Source organism: Micromonospora sp. IBHARD004, assembly GCF_052814115.1.
Genome location: NZ_CP199934.1, coordinates 5179402 through 5194100, shown reverse-complemented (window position 1 = coordinate 5194100; position 14699 = coordinate 5179402). Strand labels below are relative to the sequence as shown.

15 protein-coding genes are annotated in these 14699 nt (G+C 70.4%); 6 read left to right on the top strand and 9 right to left on the bottom strand.

Translation table 11 applies throughout. The features are described from left to right. Positions 1-492: 492 nt before the first annotated feature. Positions 493-804, bottom strand: a complete 312-nt coding sequence (locus ACTWO6_RS25250) for a phosphotransferase (protein WP_446216265.1) — start codon at positions 802-804, stop codon at positions 493-495. Positions 805-1022: 218 nt separating this feature from the next. On the opposite strand from ACTWO6_RS25250, the gene ACTWO6_RS25245 reads away from it, so the two are divergent. Together ACTWO6_RS25245 and ACTWO6_RS25240 are read left to right on the top strand one after the other, a co-directional pair. Further along, entirely contained in the window at positions 1023-1295 is a 273-nt protein-coding gene (locus ACTWO6_RS25245; protein ID WP_446216264.1) for a hypothetical protein, read from the top strand. Between the two features lie 518 nt (positions 1296-1813). Continuing rightward, positions 1814-2278 carry a hypothetical protein gene (locus ACTWO6_RS25240; protein WP_446216263.1) on the top strand — a complete coding sequence of 155 codons (465 nt, stop codon included), beginning with the start codon at positions 1814-1816 and terminating at the stop codon, positions 2276-2278. Between the two features lie 201 nt (positions 2279-2479). Here ACTWO6_RS25240 and ACTWO6_RS25235 read toward each other — a convergent pair whose 3' ends face one another. The 4 genes from ACTWO6_RS25235 to ACTWO6_RS25220 all read right to left on the bottom strand — a co-directional run bounded on the left by ACTWO6_RS25235 (position 2480) and on the right by ACTWO6_RS25220 (position 5313). Continuing rightward, positions 2480-3052 carry a GNAT family N-acetyltransferase gene (locus tag ACTWO6_RS25235; RefSeq protein WP_446216262.1) on the bottom strand — a complete coding sequence of 191 codons (573 nt, stop codon included), beginning with the start codon at positions 3050-3052 and terminating at the stop codon, positions 2480-2482. Between the two features lie 234 nt (positions 3053-3286). Next, positions 3287-3610 (bottom strand): VOC family protein, encoded by a 324-nt coding sequence (locus ACTWO6_RS25230; protein WP_446220756.1) that lies wholly within the window; start codon positions 3608-3610, stop codon positions 3287-3289. Positions 3611-3814: 204 nt separating this feature from the next. Next, positions 3815-4195, bottom strand: a complete 381-nt coding sequence (locus ACTWO6_RS25225; RefSeq protein WP_446216261.1) for a hypothetical protein — start codon at positions 4193-4195, stop codon at positions 3815-3817. Positions 4196-4533: 338 nt separating this feature from the next. Then, positions 4534-5313: a maleylpyruvate isomerase family mycothiol-dependent enzyme gene (locus ACTWO6_RS25220; protein ID WP_446216260.1), complete on the bottom strand. Its 780-nt coding sequence runs from the start codon at positions 5311-5313 to the stop codon at positions 4534-4536. 198 nt (positions 5314-5511) lie between these two features. Here ACTWO6_RS25220 and ACTWO6_RS25215 point away from each other — a divergent pair, with 198 nt between their 5' ends. After that, on the top strand, positions 5512-6666 hold the full coding sequence (locus tag ACTWO6_RS25215; protein ID WP_446217043.1) for an IS30 family transposase: 1155 nt from the start codon (positions 5512-5514) through the stop codon (positions 6664-6666). Positions 6667-7384: 718 nt separating this feature from the next. Here the strand turns inward: ACTWO6_RS25215 and ACTWO6_RS25210 are convergent. Beyond that, positions 7385-7882 carry an N-acetyltransferase gene (locus ACTWO6_RS25210; protein ID WP_446216259.1) on the bottom strand — a complete coding sequence of 166 codons (498 nt, stop codon included), beginning with the start codon at positions 7880-7882 and terminating at the stop codon, positions 7385-7387. Positions 7883-8798: 916 nt separating this feature from the next. Here ACTWO6_RS25210 and ACTWO6_RS25205 point away from each other — a divergent pair. Beyond that, positions 8799-9728, top strand: coding sequence for an acetyltransferase (locus ACTWO6_RS25205; protein ID WP_446216258.1), 930 nt, complete (start codon positions 8799-8801; stop codon positions 9726-9728). A gap of 140 nt (positions 9729-9868) precedes the next feature. Here the strand turns inward: ACTWO6_RS25205 and ACTWO6_RS25200 are convergent, their stop codons facing one another. The 3 genes from ACTWO6_RS25200 to ACTWO6_RS25190 all read right to left on the bottom strand — a co-directional run bounded on the left by ACTWO6_RS25200 (position 9869) and on the right by ACTWO6_RS25190 (position 11673). Continuing rightward, a complete protein-coding gene (locus ACTWO6_RS25200; RefSeq protein WP_446216257.1) occupies positions 9869-10150 on the bottom strand; it encodes a hypothetical protein in 282 nt (93 codons plus the stop codon). Positions 10151-10495: 345 nt separating this feature from the next. Then, a complete protein-coding gene (locus ACTWO6_RS25195) occupies positions 10496-11002 on the bottom strand; it encodes a GNAT family N-acetyltransferase (RefSeq protein ID WP_446216256.1) in 507 nt (168 codons plus the stop codon). 143 nt (positions 11003-11145) lie between these two features. Further along, positions 11146-11673 (bottom strand): hypothetical protein, encoded by a 528-nt coding sequence (locus ACTWO6_RS25190; RefSeq protein WP_446216255.1) that lies wholly within the window; start codon positions 11671-11673, stop codon positions 11146-11148. 389 nt (positions 11674-12062) lie between these two features. Here ACTWO6_RS25190 and ACTWO6_RS25185 point away from each other — a divergent pair, with 389 nt between their 5' ends. After that, a complete protein-coding gene (locus ACTWO6_RS25185) occupies positions 12063-13553 on the top strand; it encodes an NCS2 family permease (RefSeq protein ID WP_446216254.1) in 1491 nt (496 codons plus the stop codon). A gap of 264 nt (positions 13554-13817) precedes the next feature. Next, positions 13818-14615, top strand: a complete 798-nt coding sequence (locus ACTWO6_RS25180) for an alpha/beta fold hydrolase (protein WP_446216253.1) — start codon at positions 13818-13820, stop codon at positions 14613-14615. The last annotated feature ends 84 nt before the right edge of the window (positions 14616-14699 follow it).

Below are 14699 nucleotides of genomic sequence, written 5' to 3'. Positions count from 1 at the left end.
TGCGGATGGATCCGGACTACCCCCGATGCGTCCAGCGACTCGAGTCCTCTACGCACTCATCTCGGCAGATCCGGTCACCGACGCGCGGTCAGCGGCATGACCGGATGTCTCGTTCTCGTTAGTCTCGCATCACTATGCAGCCCGCACGGTAACCATCACGATCTACGGGTACGCGTAGCCGCCGTTCTGTCCGTCCTTTCGCCCCTACGCGCTTCCGCTGTCGGGACGCGAGCTCTGCGGTGATGTGCGCCTTCACCTGCTCCAGCAGAACCTCTCGATGCTTCGGCGTTGACGCGGTGACCGGCTCGAAGTCCCCACCGAACCGGACGTCGGCGTAGGTCCGGTCGAGTCGTGCGCCGGCGTCCGACGTCGCCGACCGGCTGCCCGGGATCTTCGATGACCATGACCTCCGTCGGTCCGGAAGACGAGCTTCAGGAGATGGCCCGCTCGATGCGGCAGAACGGCCCTCGTAGCCGTCGGGCTCGTGCAGCCTCACAGCCGGGATCTCAGCACGGCGACCTCGGGGAACTCGTCCGGCGAGCCGTAGCCGTGCTCGGCCAGCCAGCGGACGTTAGTCAAGCATCGCAACGACCACCATGCGTGGATGAGGTCGCGGTCGACGTCGGTGCCGTAGCCGGCGACGACGTCGCCAAGGTGCTCCTTGTGTCCGAGCGTGAGGGTGGCGAGGTCGAAGAGCGCGTCGCCCTGGGACGCCTCGGACCAGTCAACGACGCCGGTGACCTCGTCACCGGCGACGAAGACGTGGTCGACCTGCAGGTCGCCGTGGATGAACACCGGTGCCACGGCCGGAGCGCAGTCTCGGCGAGCCGGCGGTTGCGTGTGACCACGTCAGCGGGAAGGACGTCGTTGGCGACGAGCCACTCGCACTCGCCGGCGAGGCGCGATGCGAGCTCGTCGAGGCTCCGACCGGGCCATGGCGGCAGCGGCGCGTCGTGCAGCGTCCGAACGGCGGCACCCGCCGCGGCCCACGCCGCGGGCGACGCGGTCGATGGCTCGCCGAGGTGGCCGAGCGCCGTGCCTGGGAGGGCGGCGAGCGCGAGCGCGGGCGGCTTCCGCCACAGGATCTCCGGGGTCGGGATCGGCGCCATAGCCATCGCCTCGACCTCGACGTCGGTGCGGGTCTGATCAGCGTCGATCTTCAGGAACACGTTGCCGACGCGCAGGGTCGCGCGCTCGTTATGGGCGACGACGACCTCGACCTCCTCCACGTCGGCCATTGTCGCGGGGATGATCACCGACGTCACCTGGTTTATCGCGTGCGACTGCGCGGTTGACGGCGTCCCGCTGCCCGGCGGCCTCGTGCACGCCACCGGCCGCTGACGGGTTGAGCAGTGCCTCGGTCCGCCGGGCCTCGGCACGTGGATCGTGAAGTCCAAGCGGCATGCCGTCGCGGTCGGTGCCTCGACGCGACCGAGACTGTCGGTCCGGTGACGTCGAGCGAGCGCTGTCGCGCACGACCCCGCTGTGCTCAAGTCGTCCGGTTGCACGTCGAACACACGTGGCCGATGCCTCGGCGCGCCCGAATCGGCGATCTGGTGACATTCGTCGGTCGGACTACGAATCGGCATGCGTTACGGCGCATAGGCATCTGACCGAGCCGACTCGCGCACATCGGCAGATCAGGATGCCGAGCGGTAGCGGCCGCCGTCACGCTCCGCCACGCGCGGATCGCGGCATGATCGGATGTCCTGCTCTGCTGGAGGCAGCTCAGATCTGGCGGTACGGCTTGGGCACCTTCGACCGCGCCAGCAGTTCGTCCGACCGTTTGCCTTCGATCCGTACGATGCGGCTCATGCCAGATTGGTACCGGCCCTACGAAGGGGACCAGGACGATCTCCATACCCTGCGCTACGTCGTAGCTAGCGGGATGTCCGTGGCCGGCCTCCTCCCGCTCTGCGGCCTCACCATGGGCGACGTGTCTGGGGCCGGAGCGATCGCCATCGTCCTCTTCGTGCTGATGTGGGAGGTCGTGCTGTGGCGGGTAACGCTGGTCGGCGTCTACGTCAGCGACTATGGCATCAAGATTCGAACGGTGCACCGTACGCGCGTCATTCCCTGGTCGCAGGTGACCCGCGCCTGGGCAGGCCAGGCCGCCAACTACGATGCCTGGCAAATCTGGGTCTCAGCTCGCGATCCCGAGCGGGACTTCGAGACCCCGATCTGGCGCCGAGGCTCGCGGGCACGCCACGGCAACCGCATCCTTCTCCCACCCGAGGAGTTCGCCGCAGCCCTGGCCGCCCTCAATTCGCACCGCTGATCGACCGGAATGGAGATGGCAGCATTGCGTCTGGGGGCAGGCCGATCTCCATCGATCTCCACGGCGCGGCAGCCTACCGATCGGGCAACGCGCTCATCGGCTATGAGCGCTCATCGCGGCATGAGAGTGCACTGCGTCGGCCCCATCAACTCAGCGGAACGAAGCAGCCGGAGGCGGCGCCGTCTCGCGAGCGAGGAGGACTCAGCGGGCGGGAACCGCCTCGGACGACGGCCGCCACTCCCGCCTGATCAGCCCGTACACCCACGAGTCCGAGACCTCGCCGTTCACGACGCAGTCTTCGCGCAACGTCCCTTCACGCACGAATCCGAGCTTCTCCAGGACGCGGGCAGACGCCGCGTTGCGCGTATCGGTCTCGGCCTGGACTCGATTCAGGTCCAACGTGTCGAATGCCCACTTCAGCAAGGCGTGCGCGGCCTCAGTCGCGTAGCCGTGGCCCCATGCTGCATCGTCGAGGCAGTAGCCCATCGACGCGCTGCGGTAGTCCGGGTTCCACCGGGTCAGACTGCACCAGCCGATGAACGCCCCGTCGGAAACACGGTCCATGGCCAGCCGTGTCCCGGTGCCTTCCTCTGCCATCTGCCGGCAAGCCATGATGAACCGCTCGGCGCGCACCCGCTCGCTCCAGGGCGGCGCGTCCCAGTAGCGCAGCACGTAGGCGCTGCTGTGCAGCGCGAAGAGGGCGTTCGCGTCGGCGTCGTTGAACGGACGCAGTCGCAGGCGAGCGGTCTGCAGCGTGGGGGTAGGTAGGGACATGGGTGCCATGTTGCCTCTCATGAGGTGGTGGCCGCGCAACCGCACGCGCGATGCCGATCACTCACCACCCGGCTTCTCGCGGGTTGGGCGACCGCCCGGATCGCGGCAGGTGTGCGCACCGGATCAAGCCGTGGGTTTCCGAGACTGGCCGGCCTGGCAGTTGCCGGTCGGCCGGACGATCAGGTGGTCGCCGAAGGGAGCCTCGCCGGTCCGAAGTACGAGCCAGCGCTGAGCTCAGTTCACCGGCGGCGCCCAGGTGGGGCGCCTGATCAGGCAGAACGGGTGGCCAGCGGGATCGGCGTACACGTGATCGCCGGGCAACCGCCGCGCGCCCAGCGCGAGCACTGCCTCACCCGCGGCATCCTGGTCGTCGACCATTACGTCAAGGTGCATCTGCTGCGGCACTGCCGGCTCCGGCCACGTCGGCGGCGTCAGGTCGGCGGCGCGCTGAAACGCCAGCCCGGACGCCGCCGTGCTGGCCGACACGACGACGAAGTCCTCGTCCGCGTAGGTGATCGGGTCGCCGAGGACCGCGGTCCAGAACCGCGCCTCGGCCATCGGATCCGGGCAGTCGACGATCAGATGGTGGAGCCGGCCGAAAGGCAGAGCGAACACCTCCTTCGTGGTCAGGCCCCGTGCCAGCACGTTGTATGGCCACTTCCGGCGCACGGGAAAGGTCGTGTCTGGACCATGTTCGTTCATCGTCGCCTAGTGTGTGACGCGAGGAGGGACTGCCACCCGGGCGGACAGCGGCATGAGCGATCATCCGGGCACCTCAACCCAGCGGGCGGCCGCGTCGAACGTGTCCGCCGGGGTGGCGTTGAATGCGATCGCTGCGTCGGGCGCGTGCCGCCGCACCAGATTGACCACCAGCTCGAACAGTTCCGGCTGATTGCGCACCCCGCCACCAATGACGACGCACTCCCAAGGCTGGGCGCAAAGGGCAGTGGTGACGACCGCCTCCACATCGTCGCTGCCGTCGAGGCCGAACAGGCAGAATTCAGCCCCCACTCCGTGTTCGACGAATCGGGCCCTCCCGACTTCGATGCCGTCTGCGACTGGCTTGGGGTCCCACGGCCCCGGCACCCGATACGGATCCAACCCGATCACCAGCGCGCGAGGTGTGAGGGCCGTTGTGTCCACCGTTGAAGACTACGTCGCGCGGTGCACGGTCATCGGCAGAAGCGGATGTTGCCGCACTCGCGTCGTGGACGGTCGAGCTTCACAGCCGGTAGCCAGCGAGTCGGGCGGATCGCGTAACCCATCAAGCGGAGTCAACCTGTAACGCATCAACCGGAGTCGGACAGCCGGCTGCCGGCGTTGCCTGGTCTCCCATGATGCTTGACAGCTTCGCTTCGCCTGATGCCTTACATGATCACGACGAGACTGGCCGATCCAAGGGTCGGCGCGGACCGGCCACTACGTCGCGGCGGCGAGTCGGGTGGGGACGTGCCTCTATTCGAGTTGAGAGCCGGCAGGGGTCAGTCGGTGAAGCAGAGTGCCCGGAACCGCGCGAGCAGGTCTTGGGGGGCCGATCGGGTGTCGATATCGACCCGGCCGTAGAGCCACAGCAGCAGATCCGAAGCGTGCGCGTCGAGCGTGGGAACGCCTGCCTGCGCTCCCTGCGTTACGCGCACCGTTCCGGGGGCACGACCATCAGTCAGGGTCCACGCTCCGCATCGCGTGGCCGTGTTGTCGGCCCTGAGCCTCACCGCGTCGGTCGACTGCAGGGCGAAGGTGCCACCGAGCGGCGGTCTGGGCGGGTCCGCCGGGTCGGTCTCCCTGGAGACGGAGAAGGTCAGGAACTCGTCGACCGCGTCCACGGCAACGGGGATGGCGATTTGCAGGGGACGTCCGGCCGCGTTCGCGGCGTCCCAGTGGTGGACAGCGGCCTCCTGCACCTGGTGGCGGGTGATGAAGCCGATGTTCTGCTGGGCTGGGGCCCACGTCCACACTTGCTCGGCCGCGTCGGCGTCGCGTAGGACATCTACAAGCCGTTGCGAGCCCGCGAGGAACGCGTCGACGAGCGCATCATCGGTCGTTCGCTTCGGGCGTCGCGACTTGTCCGGAGGCGCGGTCAGCCGCTCCGCGGCGATCGTGCCCCAGAACCAGTGCACCTCCGTGAGGTGCCAGACTAGGTCCGCGACGTTCCAGCCTGGGCAGTGCTCGACCGCCGCGTCCAGGTTGCCGCGAGCGGCCTCAGCGAAGCCGACGCTGTGCTCAGCGATGGCGGTGAGGTGATCCTCGGACGGTTCGGTCATGGCCGGTCAGCGTAGACCCGCCCGTCCCCATCGCGCTGCACCGATCGTCCGTGTGAACCCTCCTCGACGCCGACGGCCAGTCACTGGATCAGACCGACCAGGTGTCAAGCGTCAACCGAACCCGCCGTGGGCGGGTTCAACCGGTCAGTGCAACGGGCTCGACGAGTCGATGAGAATGCGTCGATTCGATCGAGGGAGATGTTGATGACCGCCCATCTGACGATGGAGCAACGACAGCTGGCCCGACGGCTGAGCGCTAAGGGCCTGTCGTTGAGGGAGATCGGCCGCCAGGTCGGCTGCTCCCATGAGATCGTCCGAACCGTCGTACGCCGCGAATCGAAACGCCCTGTGCGATCCGACTCTTGGCAGCCGGGGCCCGGGCGGCTCACCCTCGCCGACCGGGAGGAGATCAGTCTCGGCCTTCGTGGCGGCGAATCGTTCACGTCGATCGCCGCCCGGCTCGGCAAGGCCACCTCGACGGTCTCACGCGAAGTGGCTGGTAACGGCGGCCGGGATGACTACCGCGCATGGCGGGCTCACCAGCGAGCTCGAGCGCGGGCCCGACGCCCGAAGACGCCGAAGCTGGCCTGTGCGAGGCTGGCCGGGAAGGTGACCGAGTGGCTGCGGGCCTGGTGGTCACCGCAGGAGATCTCGCGGCGCTTGCCAATCGAGTTCCCCGGCGATCCCCTGATGCGGGTGAGCCACGAAACCATCTATCAGGCGCTGTTCGTGCAGGGCCGCGGTGAGCTACGCCGAGAGCTGGCCCGCTGCCTGCGCACCGGCCGAGTCAAGCGCCGCGCCCGCCAGCGGCCCGAGAACACCGGCCGGATCCCGAACATGGTCATGATCAGCGAACGCCCCGCCGAGGCCGACGATCGTGCGGTGCCCGGCCACTGGGAGGGCGATCTGATCCTCGGCAAAGACAGCAAGTCCGCGGTGGGCACCCTCGTGGAGCGAAGCACCAGATTCCTGCTGTTGCTGCACCTACCCCAAGGCCGCACCGCCCACAGCGTCGAGCAGGCGATGCGGCAGGCCGTCGCCACCCTGCCCGACGAGCTGGTTCGCACCATCACCTGGGATCAAGGCAAGGAGATGTCCCAGCACGCCCAATTCACCGCAGCCACCGGCATCCAGGTCTACTTCTGCGACCCCCACAAGCCCTGGCAGCGCGGATCGAACGAGAACACCAACGGCCTGCTCCGCCAGTACATGCCCAAGGGAACCGACCTATCGCTCCACACCGCCGACGACCTCGCTCGTTTCGCCCGTAGCCTCAACACCCGCCCCCGCAAGACCCTCGGCTTCATGACACCATCCGAGAAGCTCGCCGAGCTACTTGCGCACACCCCTTGAACCCGCCGTGTCAACCATCAACCGGCGCAGGACAGCCGGCTGCCGGCGTAGTTGTTCAAAGTTTCTGTACGTCTTCAAGGCGGCCCAGAACGGGCCGCACGCGCCGCCGCCTGGGCGCGGGCCTGCACTCCGCTGGCGCTCCGCTCCGGCCCCCGAACGCCCGGCGGCTGGCGCGGAAAGCGGGATGCCCGGAGGGCCGCCAGTGCGACAGACGCTGACTGGCGAGCTGGTTGGCCGCCAGCCGGCCGGGGCGCGGCGGCCGTCGCACCGCCGCGCCGCAGGGCGAGCCACCGCCCGGCCCTGCTGGGGATGCGGCGCGGAGCGTGCGGGGCCGCCCCTCCAGCGTCAAGGGCGCTTCGCGTCGCTGCGCGACGGCCCTACGGGCCGCCATTGACCCTGGAGCGTCTGCGACCCCTCGGGCCGGCTAGTGCCGGCAGGCCAGGGGCCTGCCCGGGAGGCTGAGGCTCAGCGGTGGGAGCGGGAGCGGGAGGCGGAAGCTACCCGCTGGCAAAGAGAGTCGGCGGAGAGATCCGAACATTGGCAGCGAGAGGATGCGATCGTCGATCACCTGCCGGTGATCGCGCCACCGGCCGCCACGACGCGGCGACCGGTCAGGGAGCAACGGCTCGATCCACGCCCACTGGGCATCCGTCAACGGCACAGCCACACAACGATCAGACGATCTTCATGACACGATTCAGGCACCGCCTCGGACGTGTCACGAGGCGCGCGGCAGCGCGAGCCAGTCCTGCCAGGCAACGTCGCGGCCCAGATAACGGGGCTGCTGGAAGGGCCAGTCGGCGGCGATCCATTGCGGCACCAGCGCGTGGAGCGTGCGCTCCACCTCGCCGCCTACGAGGTCGTCCACCACCCACCAGGAGACCTCTCCGTCGGAGCCGGTGCGCTCGGGCGGGTCGATGTAGACGCAGCCGAAGATCGCCGTCTCCTCCTCGTCCAGCAGCGCGTAGTTGAACGACTGGTGCGCGGCTATCTCCTTCTCGTGCCGCAGCAAGTCGATGCGGTCCTCTTCATAGGTCATCGTCTCCTTGGGCCAAGCCCAGGCCGGGCCGAAGATCTCCCACAAGCGCTCTCGGGAGCCCATCACGGCGGGGTAGTCGAGCGCGGTGTCCGCCTCCCGGATCGGCCTCAGGTGAAGCGCGGTGTTGGGCACGGGCACGTAGACGGGGTGGACGAAGTCCTCAGGCAGCCAACTCATAGGGGCCGAGGCTACAACCGATCGGCGCGGGGTGATCCAGGCAGCTGGACCAAGTGATCCCAGCCGTGTCACCAACGTCCATGGGCAGAACATCTAGGTCTCGATCTGCCTGCCGTGCCCGCTACGTGCCCGCAAGGCCGGTCAACAAGAGTCATTAACAGCGCACACCAGCCCGACCCGTCAACCGGGTGGGCGGGAAGCCAACCTGATTACCGGCGCTGCCGCAGGGGTGTGCCCGTCAGTCAAGGCACGTTCCAAACTGACGGTGGTCACCCAGTTGCCTCGCGCTGCTCTACGTAGCGGCAAGCAAGCCCGTCTGATGATGGCCTCACCCTCGGCTGCGGGGAGCCAGCTGGCTTCCTGATGCGACTCGCTCTCTTCCCAGTCGGGGATGTCTGCGGGGTCGTCGCCCCCGATGCCCAGCGACACGTCGCTGTGGCGGGCGCGGAAGTAGAAGCGTTGGCCGCTCGGCAGGCGGCCTTCGACCTGCACTGGGGCTGCCGAGCAGGTCACCTCCCCCGGAGGCCGAGGCCAACGAGCAGGCAGGTTTGACCGACCGCGTCTGAGGGCGCCGGACGGAGCGCGCAGCGGTGACAAGCGAGGGGTCGCAGGCCCTCAGCCTCGCAGGGTGATGTCCCTGGAACGCTGACGGGATGGAAGAAGTCCGCGTGGGTCGAGGTTTCGGCGGTGGCGGCAGCGGCTCCGTGTCCGGTGGAGGTGCTGACGGGCTGCCGGACGTGACGGCGGCGATCCCGCGGTAATCATGTTGCGGCGGGCGGATGCGTCGCGTACTTTCTCGGGCACGCCGTCGAGCTGGGAGGAGGTCAGAACAATGTCCGATGTTCTGCGCCCCCTCCGCGCTCCGGCGTCCGCGCGGATCTGACCCCGGGGCGCTTGCTTTCCGGAGGCTCAATCCATGACCGATCTCGTCATCCGCCCGCTCGTCGCGGGCGAGGAAAACCTGTTCGAGTCCATGCCCGACCCGCTACCCCAACTGCGCCAGGTCGGTTACGCCGACGGGCTCGCCGGCGGCGGCTACCGGCCCGAGAACACCTGGGTCGCCCTCCGCGCCGGCCGGGTGGTCGGCCGGGCGGCCTGGGTCCTGCCGCCGGGCGCCGTCGGTGCCCACTGGCTGGAGAGGTTCGACCTGGCCGCCGAGCCGGAGGTGGGTGCCGCGCTGCTGCGCGCCGCCCACGAGGCGTTCGGCGGTCCCCGGTGGTACTACGCCGCCATGCCGGCGCACTGGCGGCGCCGGCCGGAGGTGCTGGCCGTGGTCAGGGCGCCGATGGCGGCGGCCCGGCTCGCCGGGCTGGTCGAGCGCGGTGAGCGGCTGAGGTGCTCCTGGACGGGCACGCCGCTGCCGGCGTCCTCCGGGCGGTACACCTTCCGCCCGGCCGCCGACGCGGCGGAGATCAACGCCCTGGTCGCCCGGATCGCCGAGCCGGACGTGCTGACCGGCATGGAGATGGCGCGGGCCGGCGGCGGCGTCGACCTGGCCACCGACCCGCTGGCCTGGCTGACCGGCCCGGCCGGGGACTGGCGCATCGCGTTGGACGCCGGGGAGCCGGTAGGCCTGGTCGGAACGGCGGGGCAGGCCTGCTACCCGCTCGTCGCCTACCTCGGCCTGCTCGACGCGGCCGTGCGGGGTGAGCTGCTGGCCGAGGCGGTCCGGGTGCTGGCCGCCGGCGGCGCCCGGGAGGTGATCGCCGACGTGGACGCCCACCGGGTGGCGGTGCTGGCGGAACTGGAACGGACCGGGTTCCGGCAGTTGCGTTCCCGGGTCGTCTTCGAACCGGCCGCAGGTCCGCCCTCCGACGCGGCGGTCGCGGCCCACCGGGCTGGTTAGCCAGATCGTTGCGGTGCGCCCTGGCCCTGTCAGGGCGCACCGCCCGGAGGCGGTGGATGTGCCTCAGCCCGCGCCGACCACCGCGACACGAACAACCCGGCGGCCGACAGCACCGATGCCGTCCCGAAGACCGCCGCGGCTCAGACCGAGTTCCGAGCGACGGCGAGGCCGCAGGTCGCCAGGATTCCGACCGCGACGAGTCCGATGCGGAGCCAGGGGACGTCCCGGGTGGGATTGACGCCGATGGACACGGACAGGCCCACGCAGGCGGCGACGACCAGGCAGATGACGACCGTCAGCGCGCGGTAGCCGGCCCCGTTCTCCGACCACCAGGCCCACGCGCCGAAGACGGCGGGGACGAGGAGCAGCAGGCTCAATCCGATCAGCGGAATGGCGATCTTCCAGCGCGTCCATGCGCTCATCCCTGCCTGCCCTCCTGGTGGCGGTCGACGTCGGCTCCCGCGTCGTCCAGGTCGAACGACGCCTGGTCGCCGGGTCACGCAACTGCTGCGCCTGTCGTTGGATCGCTGCTCGGTCCTCGGGGGAGGGCGCGTCGCGCTGGGCGAGGGCCTCGGTGAAGGAGGCGTCCAGCGCCGCGCCGTGCCAGGACATCGACGCGGCCCATCAGGGTCCACGTGGAAGCCGCTCATGATCCCCTGTTGATCGTCGGCTGACACTTCGTGGCAGCGTAGAGGCGGCGATCATGACGATCAACGTTTGGCGGCGTTGGGTGACTACCCCGACACCGGATCCGTGGCGCGACGCGCCTACCGCGCCGCAGCGCGATGCGTGGGGATGAGATCGCGCCGGTACCGCACGCCGGGCCGTCCGTCGAGGACGATCTCCGCGACCGCGGTGAACCCGGTGCGTCCGAGCACGGCCATGGACGCCGGGTTGTCCCGGGTGGTGACCGCGGTGAGCGTGGCGAGGCCGTACGTCGTGGCGGCCAGCCGGCACACGGCCTCGACCGCCGCCGTCGCCACGCCCCCGCCCGTGGCGCGCTCGCCGATCCGGTAGCCGAGCTCGGCCGTTCCGTCCTCGACGTCCACCAGGTTCACCCGGCCGATCAGGGCTCCCCGATCGTCCAGGACGACGTGGAAGTGGATCGAGCCGGCGTCCTGCTCGGCCAGCAGGGCGCGGTGCCGGGCGGGGAACTCGGCGAAGTACGCGTCCCCGCGGTCCGGCACGGACCGGGCGAAGTACTCCCGGTTCTCCCGCTCGAAGGCCAGCAGGGCGTCCGCGTGGTCGGCCCGCAGCCGCTCCAACCTGATCACGCCGGACAGCCTACGTACCGCCGACGGCCGGGGTCTCCCCGCTGCGCGCCGCCCGGCACCCCGGGCCGGCGCCGGTTCCGGCGCCGAGCCCGGTGGGCGCGGACTGACCCCGCCGCGGAAGCGCGATCGTGCCCACCTCCCGGTCAGGGCGTGGTGGGTTCGCACTCCGCGCTGTACGTGTCGAAGGCGACGGTGACGGTGCCGTCGGCGTTGACCGTGGTGTGGTTGGTGATCCGGATCGAGGCGTCGTTGCCCGGCCCCGCCCCGGCGATCCGGAACACCAGTTGCTGGGTCGACGTGATCGGCAGCGATCCGGATCCCTGGTTGTAGACGAAGAGGTTGACCCGGGTGCTGACGTACCGGTCCCCGGTCGTGGCGCCGGTGCCCTGCACGCTCGACTGGGTCTCGACGAGGTGGACGTGGAACCCGCCGGCCTCGTCGACGGTCACGTGGTACAGCTCGGAGATCGTCCCGTCGAGGTCGACGACCTCGCCGAGGCCGCCGTTGGCGCAGGGCAGGAAGACGGAGAGCTCCAGCGGGGCCCGGAGGATCCGGGTGGTCGTCTCCGCGGCGTACGCCGGCGCGGGCCCGGCCACGAGGACGAGCGACGGCGCGAGCAGCGCCACCGCCGAGGCGAGCCGGGCCGTACCGGTGGCTCTGATCTTGTTCATGGCGATCGTCCTTCCGCGCGGACGTCCCGGCAGCGACCGACCGGGATCACCCCGCAATCTGCTCGCGGTGGGTAAGGGTGTCAATACCGTGCGCGTGTCGCGGCGGGCCGCCGGGGTCGGTCGCCCACCGGCTCGCCGCCGCGGCTGACGGTGATGTTGACCACCCCCGCGGCGGCGCCCGCCTAGGGGCAGGTCATCCGGCGTTTGCCGGCGGTTAAGGTGAGGGGGCGAAGTCGCTCCCCGACCGGGGTGCGGCTTCGTAGTGCTTCACGGGATCCGTGGAGCCCAGCCGTTCCGACGTTCTCCGGGCCAACCGCTCCGGGACGGCTGCACCCCCTCGCCCGACCGGCACGTCCGGCGGGCCAACCCGGAACGGAGCAAGCCACGCCATGAGCGTGACTACGCAGGATCCTGCTGTCCCGGTCGAGCCGACGGAACCCGCCGAGCGCGGCCGCCTCGACCGCTTCTTCGAAATCACTCGGCGTGGCTCGACGGTCAAGCGCGAGGTGCTCGCCGGGCTCACCACCTTCGCGACGATGGCCTACATCGTCGTGCTCAACCCGCTGATCATCGGCACCGCGCCGGACGCCGACGGCAACCTGCTCGGCATCGCGCCGGTCGCCGGGGTCACCGCCCTCGTCGCGGCGGTGATGACCATCCTGATGGGCATCGTCGGCCGGGTGCCGTTCGCGGTGGCGACCGGCCTGGGCCTGAACGCCTTCGTCGCGTACGCCGTCGCCTCCCAGATGACCTGGGCCGAGGCGATGGGCCTGGTCGTCATCGAGGGTCTGATCATCACCGTGCTGGTGCTGACCGGCTTCCGGAAGGCGGTGTTCCGCGCCATCCCCGGCGAGCTGAAGGCGGCCATCGCCGCCGGCATCGGCCTCTTCATCGCGCTGATCGGCTTCGTCGACGGCGGTCTGGTCCGGCGGATGCCGGACGCCGCCGGCACGACCGTGCCGGTGCAGCTCGGCGGCGACGGCACGCTGCGCGGCTGGACCACCGTCGTCTTCCTGGTCGGCCTGCTGGTCACCGGCATCCTGGTCGCCCGCAAGGTGAAGGCCGGCATCCTGATCGGCATCGTGGCGACCACGGTCGTCGCGGTGATCGTCAACGCGCTGGCCAAGCCGGGCCCGGCGTTCGTGAACGGCAAGCCGAACCCGACGGGCTGGCAGCTCAACGTGCCGACCCTGCCGGACCCGCTGATCAAGGCGCCCGACCTGCACCTGGTGGGCAACGTGTCGTTCACCGCGTTCGCGCACGTCGGGGTGATGACCGCCCTGCTGCTGGTCTTCACCCTCGTCCTCGCCGACTTCTTCGACGTGATGGGCACGACCGTGGGCCTGGCCAAGCAGGCCGGCCTGGCCACCGCCGACGGCACCGACATGCCGCGGCTGGGCAAGGTGCTCTTCGTCGACGGTGTCGCCGCAGTCGCCGGTGGCGCGGGCAGCGCCTCCTCGGCCACCACGTACGTGGAGTCGTCCTCGGGCATCGCGGACGGCGGCCGTACCGGTCTGACCAGCGTGGTCACCGGTCTGCTCTTCCTGGGCGCGCTGCTGCTCACCCCGCTGGTGTCGCTGGTACCCAGCGAGGCCGCCGGTCCGGCGCTGGTCGTCGTCGGCGCGCTGATGATCCGTCAGGTCAAGGACATCGACTTCACGGACGTCGGGGTGGCGGTCCCGGCGTTCCTGACCATGACGCTGATGCCGTTCACCTACTCGATCACCAACGGCATCGGCGCCGGCTTCGTCAGCTGGGTGGCGATCCGGGTGGCGCAGGGCAAGGCCCGGCAGATCCACCCGCTGATGTGGGCGGTCGCGGTCGCGTTCGTGTTCTACTTCGGCATCAACCTGGTCAAGGCCGTCACCGGCGTCAGCTGACCGGCACCGACGCGCCCCCGCTGCCTCCGGACCGACGGCAGCGGGGGCGCGCCGTATCCGCCGTCGGCCGGATGCCGTTGACCGGCTCGCGCCGGAGGATCTCGTCGCGGGCCCCTTCGTCGGAGAGGATGGCCACGTCTGACACGTCGCCGGGCGTCCGCTCCAGCTCCGACGAGTCCGCGCCGCCATCGGCGTTACATCAGGTGCGCGCCCCGCGGACGGCGGTGGTCGCGCGACGGGTCGGCGAGTGATGGAGGAGCGAGGGTGAGTTACGCGGACGTCAACGGGGTGCGCCTCTGGTACGAGATCCACGGCACGGGCCGCCCGCTGGTGCTGCTGCACGGCGGCTACGGCGCGGTGGAGATGTTCGCCCCGATCCTCCCCGCCCTCGCCGAGCGCCGGCAGGTCATCCTGGTCGACCTCCAAGGCCACGGACGGACCGCCGACGTGGACCGGCCGCTGCGCTTCGAGTCGATGGCCGACGACGTCGCGGCGCTGATCCGGCACCTCGACCTGCCCGAGGCGGACCTGCTCGGCTACTCCCTCGGCGGCGGGGTGGCGCTGCGGACCGCGATCCAGCACCCGGGCCTCGTACGCCGGCTGGCCCTGGTCTCCTCGCCCTGCAAGCGGCAGGGCTGGTATCCCGAGGTGCTGGCGGCGATGGCCACGCAGGACGAGCGGGTCGCCGAGCAGATGCGTGGCACCCCGCCGCACGAGCTGTACACCCGCGTCGCCCGCCGCCCGGCGGACTGGCCGACCCTCTGGGTCAAGACCGGTGACCTGCTCCGCCAGGAGTACGACTGGTCGGCCGAGGTGGCGGCCCTCGCCATGCCGGTGCTGCTGGTCTTCGCCGACGCCGACTCGATCCCGGTGACCCACATGGCGGAGTTCTTCGGCCTGCTCGGCGGCGGCCACCGGGACGCCGGCTGGGACGGCGCGAACCGGCCGGCCGCGCGGCTGGCCGTGCTGCCCGGCCTGACCCACTACGACATCGTCACCGCACCGGCGCTGCCCGCCGCCGTCCTGCCCTTCCTCACCCACGAGGTCCGCCCGCCGGCCTGACCACCCGGTCCGCTCTCGCCGTCCGGGCCGACGGGGTGCTGCCACCCGTCGCCGGGTGGCGGGGGTGGGGGCGGATCGGCCCGC